Origin of the sequence: Labrenzia sp. CP4, from assembly GCF_001579905.1 — a bacterium.
Classification (GTDB): Bacteria; Pseudomonadota; Alphaproteobacteria; order Rhizobiales; family Stappiaceae; genus Roseibium; species Roseibium algicola.
Map to the genome: position 1 here is coordinate 262,835 of NZ_CP011927.1, position 26,871 is coordinate 289,705.

Below are 26,871 nucleotides of genomic sequence, written 5' to 3' on the forward strand. Positions count from 1 at the left end.
CAGTTTACCATCAAAAATCTTCTTCCACGCCGTTCTGCACGAGAATTTCGCGTTTTCCGGCATGGTTGGCGGCGCTGATCAGGCCTTCGTTTTCCATCCGCTCAATCAGCGAAGCGGCACGGTTGTAGCCGATCGAAAGGCGCCGCTGCACATAGGAGGTCGACGCCTTCTTGTCGCGCAGCACGATGGCGACCGCCTTGTCGTACAGATCGTTGCCCTCCTCGCCGCCGGCAAGTCCGCCGCCACCGTCGTAGGGGCTTTCGGCCTCGTCATCTTCCTCGGTCACGGCTTCCAGATATTGCGGCGTGCCCTGAACCTTCAGGTGCTTGACGATATCCTCGACCTCGTCGTCGGAGACGAACGGCCCGTGCACACGCTGGATGCGCCCGCCGCCGGCCATGTAGAGCATGTCGCCCATGCCCAGAAGCTGTTCGGCGCCCATTTCACCCAGGATGGTGCGGCTGTCGATCTTCGACGTCACCTGGAAGGAGATACGGGTCGGGAAGTTGGCCTTGATGGTGCCGGTAATGACATCCACCGACGGCCGCTGCGTGGCCATGATCAGGTGAATACCGGCGGCACGGGCCATCTGAGCCAGCCGCTGGATAGCACCTTCGATGTCCTTGCCGGCCACCATCATCAGGTCGGCCATCTCGTCGACGATGACGACGATATACGGCATCGCCTCGAGCGGCAGCTGCTCTTCTTCATAGATCGGCTGGCCGGTGTCGCGGTCGAAGCCGGTTTGAACGGTGCGGGTGAATGTTTCGTTCTTTTCCAGCGCCTGCTTGATGCGGGTGTTGTAGCCGTCGATGTTGCGGACGCCCATCTTGGACATCTTCTTGTAGCGGTCTTCCATCTCGCGGACGGTCCACTTCAAGGCGACGACGGCTTTCTTCGGATCGGTCACAACCGGTGTCAGCAGATGCGGAATGCCGTCGTAGATCGACAGTTCCAGCATCTTGGGGTCGATCATGATCATCTTGCACTGCTCGGGCGTCAGCCGGTAGAGCAGCGACAGGATCATGGTGTTGATCGAGACCGACTTGCCCGAGCCGGTGGTACCGGCCACAAGCAGGTGAGGCATGCGGGCCAGATCCGCGACGACGCTTTCGCCGTTGATGGTCTTGCCCAGGGCCAGCGCCAGCTTGGCCTTGGACTTTTCGAAGTCCTGGGCGGCCAGCAGTTCACGCAGGTAGACCGTCTCACGACGGGCATTCGGCAGTTCGATACCGATGGCGTTCTTGCCCGGGATCACCGCCACACGGGCGGAAATCGCGCTCATGGAGCGGGCGATGTCGTCCGCAAGACCGATTACACGCGAGGACTTGATGCCCGGTGCCGGTTCCAGTTCGTACAGGGTCACGACCGGACCGGGGCGAACCTCGATGATTTCGCCGCGAACACCGAAATCCTCAAGCACACCTTCCAGGATGCGGGCATTCTGCTCCAGCGCATCGGCGGACAGACCCGGCACCTTGCCGGCCACCTTCGGCTCGGCCAGCAGCCGCAGCGGAGGCAATTCGTACTCTTCCGGGGCTCCGAGGAAGGATGGCTGAGCTTCCTCGATCGCACGCTTGCTCTGCTTCGGACGCGGTGCCTGCGGAATGACGCGGCCATTCGCTGCCGGTTGCGCAGGCGCCTGCTGAGCCTCCGGCGCGGCAATGCCGACCGGGACCGCGGGACGACCGTTGACGGGGCCCTTGTCGATCATCAGGTCGTCCGGCTCGAAGGTATCGCCTTCCTCGTCGTAGTATTCTTCCGCGTAGGGTTCGTCTCCGTCGTCCGCATGACGGCCACGCTGGTAGAAGTCGTCCAGGCCGTCGTCATCTTGCGGCATCAACCGGCCGGCAAGGGCCTTGCGGAATGCCTTCAGACGGCTGCCCTGGCGAGTGTCTTCCGGCTCGTAGTCGGTGTCGTCCTCATCCTCGTCCCAGTATTCTTCTTCCTCCTGGGCCTGGCTGCGCTTCAGACCGGTCAACCGGCGCACCTGTGCAGCAGCCTGAAGACCGAAATGCTCCATCTGGCCGACGAAGGCACTCATGAAGATACCGATGCGGGACTCGCCATCGTCGTCGTCAAAGTCGAGTTCATGCTCGGCGGCCTTGCCGTGACCGACAGGGCCGGCCACAGGCTCGATCCGTTCGGACGGAGCGCCGATGCTGCCCAGCCAACCGGCAGCTGCCAGCAGGCATAGGATAGCCGGTACGCCAAGACCAAGCACACCGACGATCGTGGCGGCGCCGCTTGTCATGTTGTCGGTAACGAGCGCAGGCAAATGGTGAACGGTGTCGCCGAAAAAGCCGCCGAGACCGGTCGGCAGCGGCCAGCTTTCGGGAACCGGCAGCGACGCCAGGGCACCTGCGGCAAGGCTTGTGCCGATCAGCCAGTAGACCAGGCGCTTGCGGCCGATGCCAAGCGCGTGGCCGGTCAGAAGCCGCCAGCCCCACAGAACCAGAGGAATCAGGAAGACGGCCGTCGCCAGGCCGATGGTCTGCATCAGAATGTCTGCAAGGACAGCGCCCGGTGTTCCCAGGGCGTTGCGCACCTGGCCACCGGTGGCATGATTGAAGCTCGGGTCGCTGACGGACCAGGTGGCAAGGCTTGCCGCGAGCATTGCCGCCAGCGCAATGATACCGAGGCCCGCGGCCCCGACAAGATTGCGCCGGATGAACCGCTTCAGTGGGCTCTCGGTGTCCAGAAGGTCAACCGAAGATCTGCGGCCGTTGCCGCGAACTGCGCTGGCCCGCCTCATGCCTTGTCCCCCAACCATTTTGCCAGACGCTCCAGAGCGATCTCTGTCTGCTCAAGAGGAGCCGTCAGGCTGATGCGAATATAGTTCCGCCCCGGATTGCTGCCGTCCGACTGGTCCGAGGCAAGGTAGCTGCCCGGCAGTACCTTGAGCCCGATTTCGGTCCAGAGTGCTTTCGTGACCGCAACGGCGTCGCCCCAGCGGCTGATATCCAGCCACAGGAAGAACCCGGCGTCAGGCGTGACCGGCCCAAGGATCGGGCCGAGGTGTTTTTCGGCAGCTTCGAATTTTTCGTTGTAGAGCCTGCGGTTTTCAATGACGTGGGATTCGTCCTGATAGGCCCGGACGGCAACTGCCTGTGCCGGCAGCGGCACCTGCGGTGCGGCAAGGCCTCTGAACTTCGCCCATTTTTTCAGGAACTCGGGATCGCCTGCCGCAAAGCCGCAGCGCAGGCCCGCCAGGTTGGAGCGTTTGGACAGCGAATTGAGGACGATGATGTTGGCAAAGCCGCCGCCCTGCTCTTCATTCAGATCCCTGGCCGCTTCCAGAATGCCGATTGGCGGCGTCTCGCGATAGATTTCCGAATAGCATTCGTCTGCAAAGATATAGAAGCGATGCTTGCGGGCGAGACCGATCAGGCGCTGCCAATAGGCGGTATCGGCCACAAACCCTTCCGGATTTGTGGGTGAGGCGACATAAAAGGCGACGGTCCTTTCCAGCAGCTCCGCATCGAGGCTGTCGAGATCCGGCAGAAAATTGTTTCCCGCTACCGCGTCGAGCAGCACGGCCTCCGCATCGGCGACATGCGCTGCGGCAGCATAGGTCTGGTAGAACGGATTGGGCAGAATCACCACAGGGTGGTCCAGGCCCTTGTTCAGCTGATCACGCGCGGCAATGGCGCCGAAGGAAAGTCCTTCGCGGGACCCGTTCAGCGGCAGCACACCATGGTCGGCGTCGATCAACCCACCCAGATTGTATCGGCGATCCAGCCAGGATGCGACGGCCGAACGGAATTCGGGCGAGCCGTCGATCGGCGGATAACGGCGGAAACCGGCCATATTTTCAGCCAGAACTTCCGCGGTAAAATCAGGAATGGCGTGTTGCGGTTCGCCAATCGTCATGACAATCGGGTCGAGCCCCGGTGTCTCGCCGCTCAGAAGTTCGGCAAGGCGTTGAAACGGATTGGAGCTCGGCAGGGACACACCGCGCTGATAGGCTTTTTTGCTGGCAAGCATGAATGATCCGGCACTCGTTACGCATAACTTTGCTCAGACCCTATAGCCGGTGTGGTAAATCCCTTATTAACCAAGCGGGGCAGGGCACAGGAAATGCTGCAAATGGTTGCGGATTTTCCCGCACTGCCTGCCCGGGCGTCTGATCTGTCCATAGGGACAATTTCACCCCTCCGTCCTTGGTTGGCGGGAATTGCCCGGAAGTCCTTGATCGTCAACGAAGACTCTGTAGAAATTGAAGGCATCGGCGCGGTCGGCAGAAATGAAATATGCCTGACCTTTTTCAAAGTGCGCCTACCTGGACAGGTTCTACGATGTCGAAAACAACAAAAAATCCGATAAGCGTCGTTTGCTTCGGCGACTCTCTCACCTGGGGATTCAATCCGGTCGACAAATCCAGGTACGGCCACGACATCCGCTGGACCCGGCTTCTGCAGAAAGAACTCGGTGACAGGTTTTATGTGGCCGAAGAAGGCGTCAACGGCCGAACAACCGTGTTCGAGGATCCGGTCAAGGGCGACAAGAACGGTCTTGCGCATCTGGCGACCGTTCGCAAGACGCATATGCCGATCGACATTCTGATCATCATGCTCGGCACCAACGACCTTCAGGCCCGGTTCTGCATGAACGCTGAAACGATCGCGATTGCCATGGGGCGCCTTCTGGATTTTGCCCGCAGGCCAACCGACGATGTCGAAGGCCGGGCGCCAAAGGTGCTGCTGATGTCACCGCCGCCGCTGGCACCACTGGCAGGCACACCCTTCGTGGCGCAGTTCAGCGAACAGAGCGTCACGGAATCCCATCGCCTGGCCGCCTGCTACCGGGAGAAAGCTGTTGAATATGGTGCAGCTTTCTTCGATGCAGGAACGGTGATTTCCGCCAGCCCGGTTGATGCCGTCCATTTCGATGCGGAGCCGCAGGCCGATCTCGCCAGGGCAGTGGCAGCGGAAGTGCGCAAGCTGGCAAACTGAATTGGCAGACTGGATTGCCTGCTGCGGTTAGAGCTGTCTCCGACAGGCAGACCGGCTGAACATTCCCTCAGAAATCCGAGGTCAGTCCCTTGATCTCCCAATCGTCGTAGCGGGTGGGCTCCAGGCCGCCGCGTCCGTTGACTTCTTCGGCCATGTTCTGCTGTCTTGCGTCGATTTCCTTGCGCCGTTCTTCGGCTTCCTTGAGGGCGCGCTGGGCTGCCGGTGGCAGGTCCTCGAATTTCCGCTTCGGAGCTTCCTCGACATTGGTCTTCAGGGAGGGAGCCTCGTTCTGGCTGTAGCGGCTCGTCGGGTTGTCCGGTGTTTCTGTCATGGCTCTTCGGGTCGTTCAGTTTGCAGTCTTGTCTGGCGTATATAGGGTAATCTTGCCAAGAATGGCAGCACTCCCCATCTGTTGGACGGATACAAAGGCCATTATGCGCCTTCTTGCAAGCAGTCGAAAACAGGACAGAAACGGAAACAAGCGGCGATGAACTACATTCGCACGGCAATGCTTCTGGCGGGGATGACCGCCTTGTTCATGGGGATCGGTTTCATGATCGGCGGTCAGTCGGGCATGCTGATCGCGCTGCTTATTGCAGCCGCCATGAACCTGTTCAGTTACTGGAACGCGGACAAGATGGTCCTGCGCATGCATCATGCCAGGGAAGTGGGTGAGCGCGAAGCGCCGGAGTTCTACCGGATGATACGGCAGCTGGCGCAGAATGCCGAGTTGCCGATGCCCAAGGTCTACATCATCGACAATCCGCAGCCGAATGCCTTTGCGACCGGCCGCAACCCGCAAAACGCTGCCGTCGCGGCAACGACGGGCCTGCTCGACATGCTGACGCCCGAGGAGATTGCCGGTGTGATGGCCCATGAGCTGGCCCATGTGAAGAACCACGACACGCTGATCATGACGATCACGGCGACAATCGCCGGTGCGATTTCCATGCTGGCCAACTTTGCCTTCTTCTTCGGCGGCAACCGCAACAATCCGCTGGGCATCGTCGGGGTTATCCTGATGATGGTCGTGGCGCCGCTGGCGGCAATGGTCGTGCAGATGGCGATCTCCCGGACGCGCGAATATGCGGCCGACCGGATGGGCGCACAGATCTGCGGCGAACCCATGTGGCTGGCTTCAGCACTTGCGAAGATCTCGCGCGGGGTGGAGCACATCCATAACCCGGACGCGGAAGCGAACCCGGCAACCGCACATATGTTCATCATGAACCCGCTGTCAGGCGAGCGGATGGACAATCTGTTCTCCACCCACCCGAACACCCAGAACCGGATTGACGAACTGCGCAAGCTGTCGGATGCAGGTCTGGGCACTGGTGGCAGGGGCGGCAGAAGCGGTCCCATGTCGTTTACCCGCCAGGCTCCACAGCAGGCCGGCCCGTGGAGCGGCGCCGGTCCGACGGGGCCTTCCTCCGCGCCGCGCCGTCCAAAAGGGCCGTGGGGATAGGCAACAGTCCCCCGGAACGTCAGCTTCTTTGACAAAAACAACTTTGCCGGATGACCACCTGGCTTTAGTATGACCAGATGCGCCGCGACCGGCAGACCGGTCTGCGGCGCTTGATTTTGATACCGGCCGTAACAGCAGGGCCGGGCGCGTGAATGGATTGAGCCTTGACCAAACGGCCGAACAACAAACAGAAGCCTTCAGGCAAACCGGCACCCGAACAGGCCGAAAAGCCGGGGTTTGCCGCACGCAAGGTGGCTGCCGATATTCTTGGCAATGTCGTTCACAAGAAACGGCCTCTCGATGGCGAGCTGGATATCACGTCCGGCCACTCCGGATTTCGGGCGCTGGCCGGCAACGATCGTTCGCTGGTTCGCGCAATCATCGGTGCGGCCTTGCGCCATCGGGGTGAAATCGCTGAAATCCTGGATCGGTTGCTTGATCGGCCGATCCCGGAAAAGACGGGCCGGATCCTGGATATCCTGCATGTGGCCATTGCCCAGATGCTGTTTCTCGACATTCCGGACCGTGCTGCCGTCTCTCTTGCTGTTGATCATGCCGGTCTCGACCGCCGGTCTCGTCCTTACAAAGGCCTGGTCAACGGTGTGTTGCGCCGGCTCGGGCGCGAGCGGGACGAAGTGACCGGTGATCTCGATCCGGCGGTGCTGAACACACCGGACTGGCTGATGGAAAGCTGGCAGGCAGCCTATGGAGTGGAGACAGCGCGCGAGATCGCGCGGGCTCACGAAAGCGAAGCGGCGCTGGATCTGTCGGTGAAAGCGGATCCGGAAGAGTGGGCCCGGAAACTGGACGGCCAGATTGTGGGTGCGGGCAGCATCCGCCTCGTGCGCAAGGGCGCTGTCGATGCACTTGAAGGCTATGGCGACGGCCAGTGGTGGGTGCAGGATGCCGCCGCGGCGCTTCCCGCCCGGCTTCTCGGTGACGTGAAGGATCTGCGTGTTGCCGATCTTTGCGCTGCACCGGGCGGCAAGACCGCACAATTGGCGGCCGCGGGTGCAAGCGTAACCGCGGTCGATATTTCAAAGGCGCGCCTGAAACGTCTTGAAGAAAACATGACGCGGCTCGGCCTGAGTGTTGAAACGGTTGCGGCGGATTTGCGGGCCTTTGAGCCGGGGGATCTCTTTGATGCAATCCTGCTCGATGCGCCCTGCAGCGCGACAGGCACGATCCGCCGGCACCCCGATGTGCCCTGGATCAAGAAGCCATACGACATTGAAAAGCTGACGGAAATCCAGAGCGAATTGCTGGACAGGGTGATGGGCTGGGTCAAGCCGGGTGGGCTGGTCGTCTATTGTACCTGTTCGCTGGAAGCGGCGGAAGGCGAAGCCCAGGTGGCCGGTTTTCTGGAGCGGCAGGCCGGAAAAATCGAACTGGTTCCGGTCGAGGCCTCAGAGGTGGGCGGCCTTGCCGAATGTGTCACAAATGAAGGCTATCTTCGCTGTCTGCCCTGCCATAGCGCCGCCTTGGATCCGGTGAGCAAGGGCATGGACGGCTTTTTTGCCGCAAGGTTCCGCCGGTTTTAACGCGGAATAAACTGTTCACTTGCAATGATTCTTTAAATGAAATGCTAACCTTAATGGTTCGTTTCCTGAATTAGACACCGGAGATTCCCCATAACCGCGCAGAAACCATCAGTTTTGGAGATGGTTTGGTGAATACTGCAAGCCTGAGTGAAAGAAGCCGCATCTGGCGGCTTGTGGCCCTGCATATTTGGCAACGCTCCTTGAAATGGATGCATGGCGGGCCTTTGTTCCGCATGCAGCCGTTTTCGGCTGTGCCTGCGCGCCTGCTCATCGCGCCGCAGGATCTGCGCACTGCCGACGCGACCAATGCTGCCGATATCTATGGCGGCCGCTTCCTGTTCTCCGGCCATCTGGTGGAGACGCAAGGCAGATCTCCGTTCGAGCTTCAGGCCGTTCACGAAGACTGGCAGCGTGAGCTTCACAGCTTCGGCTGGATGCGGGACCTCCGCGCCGCCGACAGCCAGATTTCCCGGCAAAATGCCCGGGCGCTGGTGGAGGACTGGATCAAGTTCTGCGGTCGTTGGCACGACATCGGCTGGGAAGCGTCGGTCGTGACCCGCCGCATTCTGTCCTGGCTGGCGCATTCGCCCTTCATTCTTCAGGACGGCGATCACGAGTTTTATCGCAGTTTCGTGCGGTCGCTGGCCCGCCAGGTGCGTTACCTGCGCCAGACCATCAACGAAACGGAAGATGGCGTCGAGCGCCTGCATGCTGCCCTGGCCATGGCGTCCGCCTGTATCTCCATGGCCGGACAGGGCCGCTTTGCACGCCAGAGCATCCGGCGTCTCGACCAGGAGCTGACACGCCAGATCCTGCCCGATGGCGGCCATATCTCGCGCAATCCGAAAGCGCTGATCGACATTCTCGCGGACTTGCTGCCGGTTCGCCAGGCCTTCGTTGCCCAGGGGCTGGAAGTTCCGCCGGCGATGGTGCAGTCGGTGGACCGGATGATGCCACTGCTGCGCTTCTTCCGTCATGGCGACGGGGCCCTCGCCCATTTCAACGGCATGGGCTCGACGCCGAGCGACCTTGTCGCCACCATCCTTGCCTATGACGATGCACGGGGCGCCCCACCGCAGAATGCGCCGCATTCGGGCTATCAGCGCTTAACCGGTGGTAATTCCGTTGTCCTGGTCGACACCGGCCCTGCCCCGGCCATCGGCGTTTCCGGCGACGCTCATGCAGGCTGTCTTTCGTTCGAATTCTCCTCCGGCAACAACCGGATCGTGGTCAATTGCGGCGTCTCGCCCAAGTCCAATCCGGCCTGGCGCCGGGTCAGCCGCTCGACGCCTGCACACTCCACGGCGGTGATCGAGGATACGTCCTCCTGCCGGTTCCTGTCGAACCGGCCGTTCGGGCATATTCTGGGCGCACCCATCCTGTCCGGTCCGGTCAGGGTGCCGGTTGAACGGGAAGACGATGCGGCCGGCAGCCGGATCACGGCCTCGCATGATGGTTATGCCAGCGAGTTCCATGTCCTGCATGAGCGTGACATTCGCCTTGCAGGCGACGGCACGGTGCTGGACGGCATCGACACGTTTTCGGCAATCGGTCCTGTGGACAGCGAAAACCGCTACGCAATCCGCTTTCACCTGCATCCGGGCCTGCGCAGCTCGCTCATCCGCGGCGGATCAGCGGTGCTCCTGGTGTGCCGGGACGGTGAAGCCTGGGAATTCGAAGCGCCCGGGACCGAGGTCATGCTGGAAGAAAGCATCTATCTTTCGGATGTCTACGGCCACCGCAAGACCGAGCAGATCGTGATCTCCGGTGCGGTGCTCGAGGCCCCCTCCGTGGGGTGGCAGTTCCGCAAGACGGCGACGGCCAAACTCAGCCGGCGCGGCACCAGCGATTTTGACGAGCCGGACGAACTCCCGCTGGAAGAATAGAGACCTTCCGCTTTTGCTGAAGACGTGATAGGGCGACGGCAACTCCCGGACCGTCCCCAATTGCGAGGCAAATTCATGGCCATTGTGTCCAAAGCCGTACCCGTTCCCGAGCTAGTTCGCGTCAAGCGCGCCCTTCTGTCCGTCTTCGACAAGACCGGTCTTGTCGACTTTGCAAAAGCGCTGTCCGAGCGCGGTGTCGAGCTGGTCTCCACCGGCGGTTCCTACAAGGCGCTGAAGGAAGCCGGGCTTGCGGTTCTGGACATTTCGGAAGTCACGGGCTTTCCGGAAATCATGGATGGCCGTGTGAAGACGCTGCATCCGAAGGTCCACGGCGGTCTGCTGTCGATCCGTGATGATGCCGACCACCAGAAGGCGATGAGCGAGCATGACATCGTCGGTATCGATCTCTTCTGCGGCAATCTCTATCCGTTCGAGGACGTTGTCGCCTCCGGTGCCGACTACGCAACCGGCATCGAGAACATCGACATTGGTGGACCGGCGATGACCCGTGCAGCCGCCAAGAATCATGCCTATGTTACCGTGGTCACCGACCCGGCCGACTACGATGCAGTAATTTCCGAGCTTGATGCCAATGGCGGCAAGGCCCCGCTGGCCCTGCGAAAGAAGCTGGCGCAAAAGGCCTTTGCCCGCACGGCTGCCTATGATGCCGCCGTCTCCAACTGGATGGCGGATCAGCTGGGCGAAGCAACGCCCGCCCACCGTGCGGTTGGCGGTTCGCTTGCCGAAGTCATGCGCTACGGTGAAAACCCGCATCAGACGGCAGGTTTCTACACCACCGGTGAGCAGCGCCCGGGTGTTGCCACGGCCAGGCAGCTTCAGGGCAAGACCCTGTCCTACAACAACATCAATGACACCGATGCCGCGTTTGAGCTGGTGAGCGAGTTCGATCCGGTCCGCACCAGTGCTGTTGCCATCATCAAGCACGCCAACCCGTGCGGCGTGGCCGAAGGCGCAAGCCTGAAGGAAGCCTACGAACTGGCCCTGCGCTGCGATCCGGTTTCAGCCTTCGGCGGCATCGTCGCCCTGAACCAGACACTGGATGCCGCTGCGGCCGAGGAAATCGTCAAGATCTTCACGGAAGTGATCATCGCGCCGGATGCGGACGACGCGGCACGCGAAATCATCGCGGCGAAGAAGAACCTGCGCCTTCTGGTCACCGGTGGCCTCGCCGATGCACGCGCCAAGGGTCTCTTCGTCAAGTCCGTTGCCGGCGGCCTTCTGGTCCAGTCACGCGACAACGGTGTGGTCGATGACCTTGACCTCAAGGTCGTTACCAAGCGCGCCCCGAGCGAGCAGGAACTGGCCGATCTGAAATTCGCCTTCCGGGTTGCCAAGCACGTGAAGTCCAATGCCATCGTCTATGCCAAGGACGGTGCGACCGTTGGTGTCGGGGCCGGTCAGATGAGCCGGGTGGATTCCGCACGCATCGCTGCCCGCAAGGCTCTGGACGCGACCGAGGCCGCCGGTCTTTCCGAACCGCTGACGAAGGGATGCGTGGTCGCCTCCGATGCGTTCTTCCCGTTTGCCGATGGTCTTCTGTCGGCCGCCGAAGCCGGAGCAACCGCCGTTATCCAGCCGGGTGGCTCGATGCGCGATGACGACGTGATTGCGGCAGCCGACGAAGCTGGCCTTGCCATGGTCATGACCGGCATGCGTCATTTCCGGCACTGATTTCGGGTATTCGCCGATGAACTGAAGTGCCGGTTTTCATTCGAACCGGCACTTCATCTGAGCTTGTAAAACATTAGCAAGCTAACGATCCAAAAATACTGTCAAAAATAACAGGGGTCATTAAGAAAAACCCTCCCACTGAAGACCTTGTTAACGCCCAACGGGTAGTCTGCAGCAAGCTTTGGCAGGTATTCGCCTGCCGTTTTCTTGCGATTCGCGGAGATTGCCGGTGTTTAGAAGAGCGAAGGTCACAACAAAGCTCATTGGGGCCAGTGCGGCGACCCTGACGGTTGCCCTTGTGGTCGGCATCAGTTTTATCGGATGGGAAGCGTCCCGCATTACGGGTGATCTTGCACGGTCCGAAGCCGAGACAGTGGCACGCGAGCAGGCGCAATTCGTCCAGCGTGGCCTTGAAAACGGCCTGAAATCCGCACAGACGCTGGCAAGTTCCCTCGGCGGCATGAAGAAGGCCGGATCGGTCGACCGTGAAGCCTGGAACGCCGTCGTTGAAAACCTGACGCTGACCAACAAGGACCTTTCGGGCACCTGGGGCGTGGTTGCCGGAGACGAGCTCGACGGCAAGGATGCCGAGTTCAAGGGCGACGAGAAATGGGCCGAAGACGGCGAATGGCAGCCCTATTACTTCCGCAAGGCGGACGGAACGCTGGCCTACCGGCCCATCGAGAAGATCGCCGTCGGTGACCTGAGTGCAACCAGCGACCTCTGGTTCAATGGTGCCTATGTGTCCGGCAAGGACTACATGACCGAACCCTACAGCTGGGAAGCCGATGGCGAGACCGTAACCGGTGTGTCGTTCTCTTCGCCAATCCGAGACGGGTCCAAGGTGATTGGTGCTGCCGGTGGCGACATCCTTCTGACACCGTTGTCCGAAGTGCTTGGCCAGCAACGGCCACTGGACACGGGATCGGTTCACCTCCTGTCGCAGAACGGCGTCTGGATTGCCCACGCCGACCCTGCCGTTCTCGGCAAGCCATGGATGGAAGGCCAGTCCGAAGCCGACCTTGCCGTGCAGGACAAGCTTCTGGCGGCGGTCAAGAACGGCGAGCCATTTGCCTATGACGGATATTCCAACACGCTTGGCACGGAAGTGCACCGCATCGTCATGCCGGTGCATGTGACCGGTACCGATGCCAAGCTTGCCGTGGTGGTCAACGTGCCGCTGGCGACCCTCAATGCGGCTTCGTCTTCAATCACGACCATGATCGTCGGCGTCGGTGTCGTGTTGCTCATCGTCGTGGCTCTTTCCATCTATCTTGTCGGTAACACGATTGTTCGCCGTCCGCTGGAGCGCGCCGTGCGCAGCATCCAGGCGCTCATCGATCGCCGTTACGACGAGCCGATCCACGATACCGACCGCCAGGACGAAATCGGCGAGATCAGCAAGGCGCTGGAAGTCTTCCGCGACAAGGCCCGGCAGGCCGAGGCACTGGCCGCCGAGCAGGAAGAAGCGCAGCGTCAGCAGCTGGCGCGCGCAGGCCGGATCAGCGAGTTGTCGCAGGATTTCGACCGCCAGATCTCAGAGCTGACCCAGACGGTGATGCACCAGGTGCAGGACCTCAACGCGGCATCGATGACGCTGACGGCGGGAGCCGACGACACCAGCGAGAAGAGCACGGCAGTGGCTGCCGCTTCCGAGGAAGCGTCGTCGAACGTGGAAACGGTTGCGTCCGCGGCTGAAGAACTGATGGCATCGGTCGGTGAAATTTCCCGCCAGATGACCCAGTCCACCGAGATTGCCTCCCACGCCGTGGAACAGGCCCAGTCGACAAACCGCAAGATCGAGGGGCTCGCGGAAGCGGCCAACCGGATCAGCGAAGTGGTCAAGCTGATCACCGACATTGCCGAACAGACCAACCTGCTGGCGCTGAACGCCACCATCGAGGCGGCACGTGCCGGCGAAGCGGGCAAGGGCTTTGCCGTTGTTGCCGCCGAGGTGAAGGAGCTGGCCAACCAGACCGCCAAGGCGACCGAGGAAATCTCCCTGCAGATCCAGTCGGTGCAGACGGAAACCGCCGGATCGGTCGATGCCATCAAGGGCATTTCCGAAACCATCGAAAAGATGAACGAGATCTCCTCGTCCATCCAGGCGTCGGTCGAACAGCAGGGCCTTGCCACCGACGAGATCGCCCGCAACATCCAGGAAGCCTCCAACGGCACCCAGGAAGTGGCGCAGAACATCGTCAAGGTGGCAGCCTCTGCCGACGACACCGGCAATGCGGCCCGTCAAGTCTCGGCCTCCGCCAACGTCCTGCAGACTGAAGCCGACCGGCTCAAGCAGGAAGTCGAAGGTTTCCTTGCCAGCGTCCGTCAGGTCGCCTGAGGCGAAACTGGCAACATTTGAACATGAAGCGCGCCGGATTTTCCGGCGCGTTTTTGTTTGGGCAATGCCCGCACCGTTTCCTGGCAAAGGCGTCTGTTAGCGCTCCCGCACCCGCAACAACAACAGGAGGCCAACTCCGAAAAAGACCAGGATGACGGACATGCCGGCGGGTTGGCTGGCAGTCAGGGCGGTTACCACGCCGACGGTAAGCGGGGCCAGGAAGCTGGTGACCTTTCCGGAGAGCGCCAGAAGGCCGAAATACTGGGTCACGTGCTGTGGCGGAGCTATGCGGACCAGAAGACTGCGGCAGGAGGCCTGCAACGGACCGGACACTGCGCCGATGACACCGCCGAGTGCAATGAACACCTGTTCCGGCAGCGACGCGAAGAGAGCACCCTCGGGGGCAGCGGCGGTCTTGATGACAAAGAACACCGTTGTCCGGTCGATGGAAATCATGCCGAGGCCGCAGATCATCAGAACGATGAGCGAGAAGACAATCACCGGCTTGGCCCCGAAACGATCATCCATCGGCCCGCCCAGCAACAGGCCCAGTGTTCCGGTGATGGTCAGGATGATGCCGAAAGTACCGATTTCGATGGATCCCCAGCCAAGCTGGCCGGCGGCATATATTCCGCCGAACGCGAAGAGGGCGACAAGACCATCCTTGAAGATCATGTTGGAGAGGAGAAACAGGAAGATATTCCTGTTTGTGCGTGCCTGGGCCAGGCTCATGCGCAAGTTTGCAAGGCCGGCGCGGATGGCCGGACCGATCTTTGCCTGGTGCGGCACGTCCGGCACGAAGAGGAACATCGGCAACACGAAAACGAGATACCAGAGCGCGGAGAACGGCCCGACGGCGCGATCGCCTTCCTGTGTCGCCGCATCAAGACCCAGAACCGGCTCGAAACCCAGCAGGGTCTTGCCTGACTCGGGGCTGGCGGCGAAAAATCCGAGGGCGATCACCAGCGTGACCAGTCCACTGGCGTAGCCGAGTGCCCAGCCGAAACTGGACAGGCGTCCGATGCGTTCCGGCGGTACCAGCGAAGGCATCATGGCGTTGTTGAAGACGGTCGCGATTTCGATGGACAGCGTGCCGATAGCAAAGGCGATGAGCGCGATGGCGATGCCGTTCGGGCTTCCCGGAGAGGCGTACCAGAATGCCCAACAACAGATGACAAACGGCAACGAGAAGAGAAGGATCCAGCGTTTTCGCCGGCCTGTTGCGTCCGCGATCGAGCCCAGTACCGGTGCTGCAAAGGCAATGCACAGTCCGGCGGCCGCAGTTGCGTATCCCCAAAGCGATTGGCCTTCGGCCGGGGTCGCGGCCAGCGTCGAGGCAAAGTAAGGCGCAAAGACGAATGTTGTGATCAGCGTGAAAAAGGGCTGTGCCGCCCAGTCGAACAGCGCCCAGGAGAGAACGGCGCGCCTGTCGGTAGATTGCAACGGGATGTCTGAAACGGTTGTCATGGAAAAGGGCAACTCGCTGCCTGGGGGATCAAGACCGGGACGAGCCCAACTCATTCATGCATATCGCTTCCCGCTCCTGAAGCCCACAGGTGTTTGCGAATATCCGGTGTCTGTTGCAGGAGAGAGTTTCGGTTGGCGTATGCGGCCCATCCTTCGAGACGCCACTTGCGCGGCTCCTCAGGATGAGGGTGTGGGAAGGTGGGCCTCTCACCAGCCTGGCAACACATATCACCTCATCCTGAGGAAGCGCATAGCGCTGTCTCGAAAGACGGGCCTCAACCTCCATGCGCCTCCAGCGATCCAAAAAGCGGATAACGAAACGTCCGTGAGCAAGGGTCTCAAAGCACCAACCGCGTCATCCCGGACGCAGCGCAGCGAAGATCCGGGATCGGTGAGCCAAAGACTATCTTGGAAGGTACGCTTTGCCTTGGGTGCCGCTGGCTCTCCATTCCCCGCTCGCGCATAGCGTTGCCGGGGCGACGGCAATACCGCTGAAAAGCCAAGACCGGCAGCAGAACTGCCGGCCCCGTAACGCGATTTCCGCCCGGTTACGCGGTGCCGCAGATTTCCGCGAGCAGGCTTGCCGCCACGGAGAATTTCGACACGCTGAGACCGCCGTCGAGGATTTCGGAGACCGAGCGTTTGCGCCGGCCCACTTCCGCCTCGTGCTCCACCAGCCAGCTTGTAAAACCGCCGGCGCGAACAGCTGCGATGGCCAGGGCGCGCTGCGCGGAGACCAGCATGGCCCGTGCCCGGTCGAGCGCGAGACCGTCGTAGTAGTCCCGGACGTCGAGATCGTTGGCAAGCTCGAGCATCGCACCGAGCTGGAAATGGTGAGCAACTTCGAAATAGGCCCTTGCCGCCGTATCCAGATCTGCCCCGGTTTCTTCCGACACGATGACGATATCGGGAATGGCCCGCTCGGCCGGCAGCCAGGCGATCCGCCGGGCGAGACTTTCCGGAACACCCTGCTCCACGAAGGCTGCGGTGCGCTCCGCCAGAACCGCGGCGGGTTCTTCCGGCAAGACCGCTTCCAGGCGGTCACGCAGCGCGGCGATACCGGCACGGAACCGTTCGACAACGGCAAACAGGCCCTTGTCGAAGGACACGTTGCGCTTGAACCAGACGACCCGTTCCAGAAGCAGTGACTGGATTTCCGAATAGAGCTCCAGCTGCAGAGCGCCGTCGATCTTCGTGTCGAGCTGGTCGATCTCCGTGTTGAGATCGGTCAGGTCGTAGCTGTTGCGCACGGCAACGAAGCCCTGAGCGATTTCGGTCGCGGTCGCGTCGGTCTGGTCACGCAGACGGGTGATGAAGGTCGCCCCGCCCCGGTTGATCATCGAGTTGGCCAGCATCGTGGCGATGATTTCACGCCGCAGGCGGTGGCCGCTGATCTCGTCCTTATAGGTGTCGGCCATCTGGTCCGGGAAATAGCGGAACAGTTCGCGCGCCAGATAATCGTCGTCCGGAACCGAGCTTTCCAGCAGCGCGTCGTAAAGCGTGATCTTGGCATAGGCCAGCAGCACACCCAGTTCGGCGCGGGTCAGCAGCAGCCCGGCCTTGCGCATCTCGTCGAGTGTTGCCTCGTCCGGCAGTTGTTCGACCACCCGGTCCAGAAGGCCGGCCTGTTCCAGCTGGCGCATCATGCGCACCTGGTAGCCGAAGTCTTCCATGCCGCGCAGTTCGGTCATGGAGATGGCCAGGGTTTGCAGGTAGTTGTTCCGCAACACGAGTTCGGCGACCTCGTCGGTCATTTCAGCCAGAAGTTCGTTGCGCTGCTCGATGGTCAGCTTGCCGGATTTCACCGCGGCGCCGAGAGCGATCTTGATGTTGACCTCCATGTCCGAGGAGTTCACCCCGGCGGAATTGTCGATCGCATCGGAGTTGCAGCGCCCACCCTTCTTGTTGAACTCGATACGGGCGAGCTGGGTCAGGCCGAGGTTGGCACCTTCGCCGATCACCTTTGCGCCGATTTCCGATGCCGTGATGCGGATCGGGTCATTGGCGCGATCGCCCACATCGGCGTCCGTCTCGGATTTGGCGCGAATATAAGTGCCGATACCGCCGAACCACAGCAGGTCGACTTCCATCTTCAAGATGGCGGTCATCACTTCCTGCGGCGTTGCGCTGCCCTTGTTCAGGTTGAGCAGGGACTGCATTTCCGGTGAAAGCGGAATGGACTTGATCTGGCGCGAGAAGATGCCGCCACCCTTGGAAATCAGGTCGGTGTTGTAGTCCTTCCAGGACGAGCGGCCGAGGTCGAACATCCGCTTGCGCTCTTCCCAGGTCTTTGCCGGGTCCGGATCCGGATCGATGAAGATGTCGCGGTGATCGAAGGCGGCGATCAGCCTGGTTGCCTTCGACAGCAACATACCGTTGCCGAAGACGTCGCCGGACATGTCGCCGACACCGGCCGCCGTGAAGGGCTGCGTCTGGATATCCCGGTTCATCTCGCGGAAGTGCCGCTTGACCGCTTCCCAGGCGCCGCGTGCGGTGATGCCCATCTTCTTGTGATCGTAGCCGGCGGACCCGCCGGAAGCGAAGGCGTCGCCCAGCCAGAAGTGCCTTCCTTCCGAAATGCCGTTGGCCGTATCGGAGAAGGTGGCCGTGCCCTTGTCGGCTGCCACCACCAGATAGGGGTCGTCACCGTCGTAGCGTTGCACGCGCTCCGGCGGCAGGATGTTGTCCTCGCCGAGGTTGTCGGTCACGTCCAGAAGGGCGTTGATGAAGATCTTGTAGCTTTCGGTGCCTTCCTTGAACCAGGCATCGCGATCGCTCATCGGCGGCAGGTTCTTGGGCACGAAACCGCCCTTGGCACCGACCGGGACGATCACTGCGTTCTTCACCTGCTGTGCCTTCACCAGACCCAGCACTTCGGTGCGGAAGTCCTGCGGCCGGTCAGACCAGCGCAGGCCGCCACGGGCAACCATGCCGAAACGAAGGTGCACGCCTTCCACGCGAGGGCTGTAGACGAAGATTTCCCGGAACGGACGCGGTTGGGGCAGGTCGTCGATCTGGCGGCTGTCGATCTTGAAGGCGAAGGTCGGCTTGGGCTGACCCTTCTTGTCGAGCTGGTAGAAGTTCGTGCGCAGGATCGATTCAATCGTGTTCTGGAACCGGCGCAGGATGCGGTCGTCGTCAAGGCTGGCGACGTCCTCCAGATCGGCGGTCAGTTCGCTTTCCAGCCGTTCCGTGCCGAGGTCCCTGTCCTTTTCGGTGACATCCGGGTTGAAGCGCAGGTGGAACAGTTCCACCAGTTTGGCCGCGATCTTCGGGTAGTTGTTGAGCGTGGACCACATGTAGTCTTCGGAGAAGCGGATACCGGCCTGGCGCAGGTATCTCGACAGCGCGCGGATCACTGCCACGTCGCGCCAGGCAAGCTCCGCCGTCAGCACCAGGCGGTTATAGCCGTCGTCCTCCGCCAGCCCGGTCCAGACTGCCATGAACATGCTTTCCAGCCGGGATTGCAGCTGATCGGAAAAGACGATGTCTTCGCCGCTGCGAGATTCCAGCGTCATTTCGTGCAGGTAGGACAAGGGGGCATCGGCCGGCGTGACGCGGTAGGTCCGCTCGTTGATCACCCGGAAGCCCATGTTTTCCAGGAGCGGCACGCGCGCGGACAGCGGGATCGGCGAACCGCGGTGATAGACCTTCAGCGACAGGCGGCTGTCCCTGGTGCCTGCCTGGCGGTGGAACGTGATGGTGGTGTCGTTCTTGTCGGACAGGGTTTCCAGCTTGACGATGTCGAACAGCGCGGACTGGGCGTTGTAGACTTCCTTGTAGCCGCCATGAAACGAAAGCGCGTAGCGATCGGCCAGCTTGCGGGCCTGTGAAGGCGCGAATTCGTCCTTGAGCGCGTCGCGCACGCTGTCGGACCAGGTGCGCACCATGTCGGCAACGGCGGCCTCCAGCTCTTCCTGCTGGGGCGTCGGCGTTTCCCCGCGATCGCGGCCGATGATGTAGTGAACCCGCGCCAGCGGACCTTCTGGATAGGTAACGTACCAGGCCGACACGCGTCCTTCATAGACCGAGGCCAGATAGGTGCCGACGTTCAGGCGAACTTCGGTGGAATAGCGGTCACGCGGGACGAAGACCAGAATGGAGACATAGCGGTCGAATTTGTCCGGGCGGGACAGCACGCGAATGCGCGGGCGCTCGTCCAGCTGCAGGATGGCGATGGAAAAGTCGAACAGGCGCTCCCGTTCGATCTGGAACAGCTCGTCACGCGGGAAAGCTTCCAGAACGTTGCGGAGGGCGCGACCGGAATGGCTTTCCGACCCGTAGCCGGCGCGGGCCAGAACGCTGGCAACCTTGCGGCGCAGGAACGGGATGGTGCTGGTCGGTTCGGTATAGGCGGTCGAGGCGAACAGGCCGACGATGCGCAGCTCGCCGTTCATGTTGCCTTCGTCGTCATAGAGCTTGGCGCCGACGTAATCCATGTGCACGCGCCGGTGCACGGTGCTCTTCACGTTGGCCTTGGCAATGATCAGCGGTTCGGGTTTCTTCAGGAACTCGCGAATTTCCGGCGTGATCTGCACGAACTCCGTGCCGCGGCGGAGAACGCGCACATCCGGGTCGGACAAGAGGCCGAGGCCCGTGCCCTCATGGGGGGAAAGCTCGCCCTCCTCGACGCCGCCTTCGAACATGTATTCGCGCATGCCGAGGAAAATGAAGTTGTCGTTCTCCATCCACTCCAGGAAGTGGATTGCCTCCCACAACTCGTCGCTGCTGCCGGGGATTTGCGTGGTCTTGTAGGTGTCGATGGCCTCCGCCAGGCGTTCCTGCATCGGCTTGAAGTCCGACACGACGGCGCGGACATCGGACAGAACCTTGTCGAGCCGTGCCTTGAGGGCTGCGCGGGCTTCGGGCGAATCAATCCGTGTCACGTGGATATGGATGAGGCTTTCCTGCCGGTCGGTCCGCTTCGGTGGTTTCTTGCGGGCCGTGGCGCTTGTCAGTTTGCCGTTGTCATCCCGTTCCACGATGAAGATCGGGTGCAGGACCAGATGCACTTCGATCTTGCTTTCCTGCAGCTCGTCCATGACGGAATCGACCAGGAAGGGCATGTTGTCGTTGACGATCTCGATAATCGAGACGCCCTTGACCTTGCTGCCCTGGGCCTTGAACGCCGGATCGGCGATGCTGACACGATGCGTGCCGAGTTCGTGGTTCTGGAAATCCTGCCAGGCGTCCCGGGCAAAGCCGGTCAGCTCTTCCGCGGTGTAGGCCACCAGGTCTTCCGCTGCGCCCCGGTCATAAAAGGCGCGGGAAAACTCGGCGAGAGCCGGATCTTCCTGATTCAAGGTTGCTTGGACCGCGTCGATGAGTTTGAGTTTCTCGACGTCGTGTTTGTCCGGCATTTTCCATCCCCTTAGGCGATCGTATGGTTTGGCTCTGTCGCTCGCTCGTTCTAAGACTTAAGTTCATATTTCAGCGACATAAACGGTTTCATGACGGGAGGAGCAAATTGTCAAGTAAAGTCACGGCCTTGCAAATCGATTCAAATGTAACATTGAGTGAAAAGACACAGGCTTATTTCGACTTGTGCCAAGAGAAGCTGGGTCTCGTTCCCAACGTCCTCAAGGCATATGCGTTCGACGAAACGAAGCTGCGCGCCTTCACCGACATGTACAACGACCTCATGCTGGGCGAATGTACACTCTCCAAGCTCGAGAGAGAGATGATTGCCGTTGCGGTATCAGCGGTCAACCGCTGTTTTTATTGTCTTACGGCTCATGGTGCTGCGGTGCGCGAGCTTTCCGGGGACCCCGTGCTGGGTGAACTGATGGTGATGAACTACCGCGTTGCGGACCTTTCGCCAAAGCAGCGGGCGATGCTCGACTTCGCCGTCAAGTTGACGGAGAAGCCGGCGGAAATCGTGGAAAGCGACCGGCAAGCCCTGCGCGATGTCGGGTTTACGGATCGCGACATCTGGGACATCGCCTCGGTAACGGGCTTCTTCAACATGTCAAACAGGGTGGCTGCGGCGTCCGACATGCGCCCGAATGATGAGTATCACTCAAGGGCCCGTTGAGATAACGGAGCGTCGCGCGGCGGTGACAAGCCGCGCGATTGGGTGTATGACGCTTTCGATTTTGCACCGATCTGCCTGACGGCTTTCGGGCCCTGGGGTTCGAAACTGGCGGCGATCATGAGAGGGAGAGGAACGGGCGATGGTTGCGCGCGTGTTTATTGATGGTGAAGCCGGTACGACGGGTCTGCAGATCCGCGAGCGCCTTGCCATGCGCCGCGACCTTGAGCTGATCTCCATTCCGGACGAAAGCCGGAAGGATCCGGCTGCCCGGGCCGACTACCTCAACAAGGCCGATATTGCCATTCTTTGCCTGCCGGATGCGGCGGCCAAGGAAAGCGTTGCCCTGATCGAGAACGACACCACCCGTGTGATTGATGCTTCCAGCGCCCACCGGGTTGCCGAGGGCTGGGCCTACGGTTTTGCCGAAATGGACCTCGACCAGGCCGACATCATCGCCGCAGCCATGCGCGTTGCCAATCCGGGCTGCTGGCCGCAAGGCCTGATCGCGGCGGTTCGTCCGCTGATTGCCGCGGAGCTGCTGCCGACGGACTTCAACCTGACCTATTTCGGCATCTCCGGGTATTCCGGTGGTGGCAAGGGCATGATTGCCGATTACGAAGCCGCCGGAACCAGCGCAAATTCGTTTGCGCCCTATGCGCTCGGGTTCAATCACAAGCATCTTCCGGAAATGACGGAATACGGCCTGCTCGACGCAGCTCCACTGTTCACTCCGACTGTCGGAGATTTCTACAAGGGCATGCTGACGGTGGTTCCGTTGAACCTGGCAGGCCTCGCCAAGGTGCCGACGGGCGAGCAGCTGCATGCGGCGATCGCCGATCATTTCGCTTCGGCACCCGGCGGTTTTGTCGAGGTCGCGCCGCTGGAAGCGCTCGAAAAATCCGACAGCCTCAACCCGCAGGCGCTCAACGACACCAACAAGCTGCATCTGCACGTCTTTGCAAATGACGCCAGGGCGCAGGCTGCGATCGTTGCCGTCTACGACAACCTGGGCAAGGGCGCGTCCGGTGCTGCGGTCCAGAACCTCAATCTGATGCTCGGTGTCGATCAGACAACCAGCCTTGCCGCGTAAGCGGCATCCGTTTTCAGGCCTTTCAGGAGAGAAGAAGAATGGAAAAATTTGAGACCCTGACCGGTGTCGCAGCGCCGTTGCCGATCGTGAACATCGACACGGACATGATCATTCCGAAGCAGTTCCTGAAGACGATCAAGCGTACCGGCCTCGGCACCGCGCTGTTCCACGAAATGCGCACCAACGACGACGGATCGGAGAACGAGAGCTTCGTTCTCAACAAGGCCGCCTACCGCAATGCCAAGATCCTGATCGCCGGTGACAACTTCGGCTGCGGTTCCTCGCGCGAGCATGCGCCCTGGGCACTGCTTGATTTCGGCATCCGTTGCGTGATCTCCACCTCGTTCGCCGACATCTTCTACAACAACTGCTTCAAGAACGGCATTCTCCCGATCCAGGTTTCCGAAGACGAGCTGGAAACCCTGATGCATGCGGCAGAGCGCGGCGCCAACTTCACGCTGACGATCGATCTGGAAAGCCAGGAAATCAAAGGTCTTGAAAGCGGCGACATCGCCTTCAAGATCGACAGCTTCCGCAAGCATTGCCTGATCAACGGCCTCGACGACATCGGCCTGACCATGGCGAAGGCCGGTGAAATCGACACCTTTGAAAGCAAGATGGGCAACGACCGTCCCTGGGTCTGAGCCGGACTGCAATGACTTTTGAAAAGCCGGGTTTTACGACCCGGCTTTTTTGTTTTGGTTGCCTCAGGCTCTTTAAGGCGCGCGACGCGTCGCCAAGACATGATCCCCACTCACAGGGTCAATCCTCCAGAGTTCGATCACGACAACCGCATTCAGCCGTCTTGTCCTGAAGCTCATCAATCTTGTTATCCCTGCAAAGGCAGGGATCCAGTATTCACTGGGTTCGCAAGGTTTTCGAAGTCTGATCCCACGGCGTACTGGATCCCGGTCTTGCCGCTGACGCGTCAAACCGGGATGACAAAGAATGTGGGAATGAGTGGTTCCAAATTGGATGCCCTGCTCCGATCGGATGCAAGCCGGCCGTGCTGAAAACTTGGTCGACAAATGGGCTAATTGAATTTTTCCGGTGCGCCGCTCTCCGCCTTGGTTCGCTTCTTCACCCCTGTGACCGAACCGCCGCTGCATGATCGCGGAACCGCATTCAGCCGTGTTGTCCTGAAGCCCATCAACCTTGTCATCCCTGCGCAGGCAGGGATCCAGTATTCACTGGGTTCGCGAGGTTTTTCGGGTCTGATCCCCCGGCGTACTGGATCCCGGTCTTGCCGTTGACGCGTCAAACCGGGATGACAAAGAATGCGGGAATGAGTGGTTCCAAATCGGATGTCCTGCTCCGACCGGATGCAAGCCGGCTGTGCTGAAAACTTGGTCGACAAATGGGCTAAATGAAGTTTTCCGGTGCGCCGCCCACCGCCTTGGTTCGCTTCTTCACCCCTGTGACCGAACCGCCGCTGCATGATCGCGGAACCGCATTCAGCCGTGTTGTCCTGAAGCCTATGAACCTTGTCATCCCTGCGAAGGCAGGGATCCAGTATTCACTGGGTTCGCAAGGTTTTCGAAGTCTGTTCCCATGGCGTACTGGATCCCGGTCTTGCCGCTGACGCGTCAAACCGGGATGACAAAGAATGTGGGAATGAGTGGTTCCTGTCGGATTGAATACAAAGGGGCGGCGCCGAAAGGCGCTTGCCGGTGAAGCGGGGCAGGGAAAGCTGGATAACCGCCTCTCATCTTCTTCACGCAGGCTTGAAAAGCTTTTCAGTGTCCTTGAACGTTTCGTGCGATAGTCCGAACGCATGGATATGATGACCTTGGCACCATACGCTCCCTGGACCGACCGACGCGGCAACCTTTCCGGTCTGCGATTGGCTGTATTCATTGCCGTGCTTCTTCCGGCGTTGCAGATCTTCTACAGCCTCGCCTTCGGACCAGTGCTGCCGGAGCCCTTCGAGATGGAGCTTCATGCCAGTGGCGACTGGACGGTGCGCTTCCTGCTTGTGACCCTGGCGGTAACGCCGCTCCGGAGGATCTTCTCCTGGAACAGGATCGTCGGTGTCAGGCGCATGCTGGGTGTGACAGTGCTTGCCTATGCGCTCTTGCACCTGGGGCTGTACGCTGCGCAGGAAAGCTGGAACCTCGGCAAGGTCGTGTCTGAAATCGTTCTGCGTTTCTATCTGACCATCGGCTTTGTCGCGCTGTTCGGGCTGGCGGTTCTGGGGGCGACCTCCTTTGACAGTGCCATCCGCAAACTCGGGCGGAACTGGCAGCGGCTGCACACCCTGATCTATCCGATCGGCGGTCTCATGCTGTTCCACTTCTTCCTGCAGTCCAAGTCGGACGTCACGCAGGCTACTTTGATGGCAGGCCTGTTCGTGCTGCTGATGATCTACAGACTTGCGGTCAAGGCAGGCTTCAGCCTTGCCAACCCGCTGGTTCTGGCGGTTTGCGCGCTGCTGGCAGCTGCAGGGACTGCCGGGATCGAATTTGCCTGGTACGCACTTGCCACCGGCATTCCTGCCGACCGGGTGTTTCAAGCCAACTTCGCCCTTTCCGTTGCAATCCGTCCGGCTATCTGGGTCGGGATCATCGGGCTCGGGGTTGGTGCGGCCGCAATGGTTCAATGGATCGGCGGGTTGCTCGGCCCCAAGCTGGGGCTGAAACGGGCGTAAAATATCGCCGAGCCTTCACCACCCACTACCATCATCCCGTGGCTTTTCCCTCGGACCCAAGTCGAGTGCCTTCCATCCCGGTCGGGTGTTTCATGCGGAAAGGTCACGGCATGGATTGCCGGGTCTGGCCCGGCAATGACGGAAAGAGGGTGTGGTCTCAGGAATTGGGCCCGGTCTGGTTGGGGAGCCACCCCATGATGGGTTAAGCCGAGTTTCCAGGTTTCCCAGTCCCGTCATCCCATGGCTCGACCATGGGATCCATGCCGATCCCCTTATCTTCTGATGAGCTTGGATGTGTGGAACGGCCAGGATTGCCGGATCAAGTCCAGCAATGACGGCGACAGGTGAAGATTATCTCTGGAGAATACACAGATCCGGCAAGACCCAGGCTCAGTTGGCGCTGTTTGAATTGAGCAACAATCAGCGTCGGGACTTTCGCCCTACGACTGTTTCTCGTCGTCGCGCACGCGGCGTTCGGCGTTGATCTGCTCCAGTTCGGCCATCTTTTCGCCGATGGGGCGCAGGGCTGAAACCGTTTGGCGGAACTGGCTGGCGCGCTGGTCGAGCATGCGCTGTGCAAGTTCCGGGAATTCCTGGATCATGCGTTTGAAGAGCGCGCGGCGAATGCGGATGATGCGTACGCCGTCAACGGCTTCTGCCCGGCAAGGGCGCTTGTTTTCCGCAAGAAGAGCCGTCTCGCCCAGCAGTGTGCCCTGACCGACGCGCTCAATTTCCTCAAAGCCGTCCTTGGTCCTCGTCTGCAGGCTGACCGTGCCGCTGGTGATTACCAAACCGCCATCGGCGCGGTCGCCCTGATCGAACAGGCGCTGGCCGCGGTTGTAATCCATGCTTTCGGCGCTGAAGGCGAGCAGACGCAGCTGATCGTCCTGAAAGTCCGAAAGCATCGGGATTTGTTTGAGAATCGCAATGTCTTGGGCAAGGCTCATGCCCAAGAAATACGCCGATTACAGGTTACGGCACAAGCTTATATCCACCGGCTTCTGTGACAAGAAGCTCCGCATTGGACGGGTCACGCTCGATTTTCTGCCTGAGGCGGTAGATGTGGGTTTCCAGCGTGTGGGTGGTTACCCCGGAATTGTAGCCCCAGACCTCGTGCAGCAGCACGTCGCGGGTCACGGGCTTTTCGCCGGCACGGTAGAGGAATTTCAGGATGGAGGTTTCTTTCTCCGTCAGGCGAACCTTGGAGCCGCTGTCGTCCTGCATCACCTTGGCGGCGGGCCGGAACGAATAGCGGCCGATGGCGAAGGTGGCGTCTTCGCTTTGTTCGTGCTGGCGCAAATGTGCCCGGACACGGGCCAGAAGCACGGCGAACTTGAACGGCTTGGTGACATAGTCGTTGGCACCGGCCTCAAGCCCCAGGATCGTGTCGCTGTCGCCGTCATGACCGGTCAGCATGATGATCGGTGCCTTGAAACCGCCCTTGCGCAGCAGCTTGACCGCTTCGCGCCCATCTATGTCCGGCAGGCCGACGTCCATCAGCAGCAGATCGACGTGCTCTTCCTTGGCCATGGCGATGCCGGACGTGGCCGAATCCGCCTGGATCGTCTCAAATTCATCGTAAAGCGACAGCTGCTCCACCAGCGCTTCGCGCAGTTCGGTATCATCATCGACAATCAAAATCGTGCGGGCGGTCATCGTCGCGTCCCTCGCCAGAATCCAAAATCTCTTCACGACGACTTGTGCAAAGGACACAAGCGCGTTCCTGCTTCTATGTGCGTGGGAAATTGTTCCC

17 protein-coding genes are annotated in these 26,871 nt (G+C 60.8%); 10 read left to right on the forward strand and 7 right to left on the reverse strand.

The window, feature by feature from the left end:
* Window positions 1-10: 10 nt before the first annotated feature.
* Together ACP90_RS01290 and ACP90_RS01295 are read right to left on the reverse strand one after the other, a co-directional pair.
* On the reverse strand, window positions 11-2,755 hold the full coding sequence (locus ACP90_RS01290) for a DNA translocase FtsK (protein WP_062486133.1): 2,745 nt from the start codon (window positions 2,753-2,755) through the stop codon (window positions 11-13).
* Window positions 2,752-3,987, reverse strand: a complete 1,236-nt coding sequence (locus tag ACP90_RS01295; RefSeq protein WP_062486136.1) for an aminotransferase class I/II-fold pyridoxal phosphate-dependent enzyme — start codon at window positions 3,985-3,987, stop codon at window positions 2,752-2,754. The genes ACP90_RS01290 and ACP90_RS01295 overlap by 4 nt, the downstream gene beginning before the upstream one ends.
* 311 nt (window positions 3,988-4,298) lie before the next feature.
* Between ACP90_RS01295 and ACP90_RS01300 the strand changes: the two genes are divergently transcribed.
* Window positions 4,299-4,955, forward strand: coding sequence for an SGNH/GDSL hydrolase family protein (locus ACP90_RS01300; RefSeq protein WP_062486139.1), 657 nt, complete (start codon window positions 4,299-4,301; stop codon window positions 4,953-4,955).
* Window positions 4,956-5,022: 67 nt separating this feature from the next.
* On the opposite strand, the gene ACP90_RS01305 is transcribed toward ACP90_RS01300, so the two are convergent.
* Entirely contained in the window at window positions 5,023-5,286 is a 264-nt protein-coding gene (locus ACP90_RS01305) for a DUF1674 domain-containing protein (RefSeq protein ID WP_023002557.1), read from the reverse strand.
* 156 nt (window positions 5,287-5,442) lie between these two features.
* On the opposite strand from ACP90_RS01305, the gene htpX reads away from it, so the two are divergent.
* The 5 genes from htpX to ACP90_RS01330 all read left to right on the forward strand — a co-directional run bounded on the left by htpX (window position 5,443) and on the right by ACP90_RS01330 (window position 13,880).
* On the forward strand, window positions 5,443-6,420 hold the full coding sequence (htpX, locus tag ACP90_RS01310; protein ID WP_062491241.1) for a zinc metalloprotease HtpX: 978 nt from the start codon (window positions 5,443-5,445) through the stop codon (window positions 6,418-6,420).
* Between the two features lie 164 nt (window positions 6,421-6,584).
* A complete protein-coding gene (locus tag ACP90_RS01315; RefSeq protein ID WP_062486142.1) occupies window positions 6,585-7,961 on the forward strand; it encodes a transcription antitermination factor NusB in 1,377 nt (458 codons plus the stop codon).
* 128 nt (window positions 7,962-8,089) lie between these two features.
* Window positions 8,090-9,847: a heparinase II/III family protein gene (locus ACP90_RS01320; protein ID WP_208993424.1), complete on the forward strand. Its 1,758-nt coding sequence runs from the start codon at window positions 8,090-8,092 to the stop codon at window positions 9,845-9,847.
* Window positions 9,848-9,922: 75 nt separating this feature from the next.
* A complete protein-coding gene (gene purH, locus ACP90_RS01325) occupies window positions 9,923-11,539 on the forward strand; it encodes a bifunctional phosphoribosylaminoimidazolecarboxamide formyltransferase/IMP cyclohydrolase (RefSeq protein WP_062486148.1) in 1,617 nt (538 codons plus the stop codon).
* Window positions 11,540-11,768: 229 nt separating this feature from the next.
* Window positions 11,769-13,880 (forward strand): methyl-accepting chemotaxis protein, encoded by a 2,112-nt coding sequence (locus ACP90_RS01330; protein ID WP_062491243.1) that lies wholly within the window; start codon window positions 11,769-11,771, stop codon window positions 13,878-13,880.
* A 96-nt stretch (window positions 13,881-13,976) separates the two neighbouring features.
* On the opposite strand, the gene ACP90_RS01335 is transcribed toward ACP90_RS01330, so the two are convergent.
* Both ACP90_RS01335 and ACP90_RS01340 read right to left on the reverse strand, forming a co-directional pair.
* Window positions 13,977-15,347, reverse strand: a complete 1,371-nt coding sequence (locus tag ACP90_RS01335) for an MFS transporter (RefSeq protein ID WP_062486151.1) — start codon at window positions 15,345-15,347, stop codon at window positions 13,977-13,979.
* 548 nt (window positions 15,348-15,895) lie between these two features.
* Window positions 15,896-20,707: an NAD-glutamate dehydrogenase gene (locus ACP90_RS01340; RefSeq protein ID WP_062486154.1), complete on the reverse strand. Its 4,812-nt coding sequence runs from the start codon at window positions 20,705-20,707 to the stop codon at window positions 15,896-15,898.
* Window positions 20,708-20,814: 107 nt separating this feature from the next.
* Between ACP90_RS01340 and ACP90_RS01345 the strand changes: the two genes are divergently transcribed.
* The 4 genes from ACP90_RS01345 to ACP90_RS01365 all read left to right on the forward strand — a co-directional run bounded on the left by ACP90_RS01345 (window position 20,815) and on the right by ACP90_RS01365 (window position 25,118).
* A complete protein-coding gene (locus ACP90_RS01345) occupies window positions 20,815-21,381 on the forward strand; it encodes a peroxidase-related enzyme (protein WP_031270047.1) in 567 nt (188 codons plus the stop codon).
* 139 nt (window positions 21,382-21,520) lie between these two features.
* Window positions 21,521-22,471: an N-acetyl-gamma-glutamyl-phosphate reductase gene (gene argC, locus ACP90_RS01350; RefSeq protein ID WP_062486157.1), complete on the forward strand. Its 951-nt coding sequence runs from the start codon at window positions 21,521-21,523 to the stop codon at window positions 22,469-22,471.
* Between the two features lie 38 nt (window positions 22,472-22,509).
* Window positions 22,510-23,115 (forward strand): 3-isopropylmalate dehydratase small subunit, encoded by a 606-nt coding sequence (gene leuD, locus ACP90_RS01355; RefSeq protein ID WP_023002568.1) that lies wholly within the window; start codon window positions 22,510-22,512, stop codon window positions 23,113-23,115.
* Window positions 23,116-24,251: 1,136 nt separating this feature from the next.
* Window positions 24,252-25,118: a protein-methionine-sulfoxide reductase heme-binding subunit MsrQ gene (locus tag ACP90_RS01365; RefSeq protein ID WP_286145719.1), complete on the forward strand. Its 867-nt coding sequence runs from the start codon at window positions 24,252-24,254 to the stop codon at window positions 25,116-25,118.
* A 440-nt stretch (window positions 25,119-25,558) separates the two neighbouring features.
* On the opposite strand, the gene ACP90_RS01370 is transcribed toward ACP90_RS01365, so the two are convergent.
* Together ACP90_RS01370 and ACP90_RS01375 are read right to left on the reverse strand one after the other, a co-directional pair.
* A complete protein-coding gene (locus tag ACP90_RS01370) occupies window positions 25,559-26,065 on the reverse strand; it encodes a cyclic nucleotide-binding domain-containing protein (protein ID WP_062486166.1) in 507 nt (168 codons plus the stop codon).
* Between the two features lie 25 nt (window positions 26,066-26,090).
* Window positions 26,091-26,774 carry a response regulator transcription factor gene (locus ACP90_RS01375; protein WP_023002571.1) on the reverse strand — a complete coding sequence of 228 codons (684 nt, stop codon included), beginning with the start codon at window positions 26,772-26,774 and terminating at the stop codon, window positions 26,091-26,093.
* Between the last annotated feature and the right edge of the window lie 97 nt (window positions 26,775-26,871).

Bases quoted from the DNA above. Each gene is read 5' to 3' on its own strand.
- ACP90_RS01290 (WP_062486133.1), bottom strand. From the start codon at position 2,755: ATGAGGCGGGCCAGCGCAGTTCGCGGCAACGGCCGCAGATCTTCGGTT.
- ACP90_RS01295 (WP_062486136.1), bottom strand. From the start codon at position 3,987: ATGCTTGCCAGCAAAAAAGCCTATCAGCGCGGTGTGTCCCTGCCGAGC.
- ACP90_RS01300 (WP_062486139.1), top strand. From the start codon at position 4,299: ATGTCGAAAACAACAAAAAATCCGATAAGCGTCGTTTGCTTCGGCGAC.
- ACP90_RS01305 (WP_023002557.1), bottom strand. From the start codon at position 5,286: ATGACAGAAACACCGGACAACCCGACGAGCCGCTACAGCCAGAACGAG.
- htpX (WP_062491241.1), top strand. From the start codon at position 5,443: ATGAACTACATTCGCACGGCAATGCTTCTGGCGGGGATGACCGCCTTG.
- purH (WP_062486148.1), top strand. From the start codon at position 9,923: ATGGCCATTGTGTCCAAAGCCGTACCCGTTCCCGAGCTAGTTCGCGTC.
- ACP90_RS01335 (WP_062486151.1), bottom strand. From the start codon at position 15,347: ATGACAACCGTTTCAGACATCCCGTTGCAATCTACCGACAGGCGCGCC.
- ACP90_RS01340 (WP_062486154.1), bottom strand. From the start codon at position 20,707: ATGCCGGACAAACACGACGTCGAGAAACTCAAACTCATCGACGCGGTC.
- argC (WP_062486157.1), top strand. From the start codon at position 21,521: ATGGTTGCGCGCGTGTTTATTGATGGTGAAGCCGGTACGACGGGTCTG.
- leuD (WP_023002568.1), top strand. From the start codon at position 22,510: ATGGAAAAATTTGAGACCCTGACCGGTGTCGCAGCGCCGTTGCCGATC.
- ACP90_RS01365 (WP_286145719.1), top strand. From the start codon at position 24,252: ATGATGACCTTGGCACCATACGCTCCCTGGACCGACCGACGCGGCAAC.
- ACP90_RS01370 (WP_062486166.1), bottom strand. From the start codon at position 26,065: ATGAGCCTTGCCCAAGACATTGCGATTCTCAAACAAATCCCGATGCTT.
- ACP90_RS01375 (WP_023002571.1), bottom strand. From the start codon at position 26,774: ATGACCGCCCGCACGATTTTGATTGTCGATGATGATACCGAACTGCGC.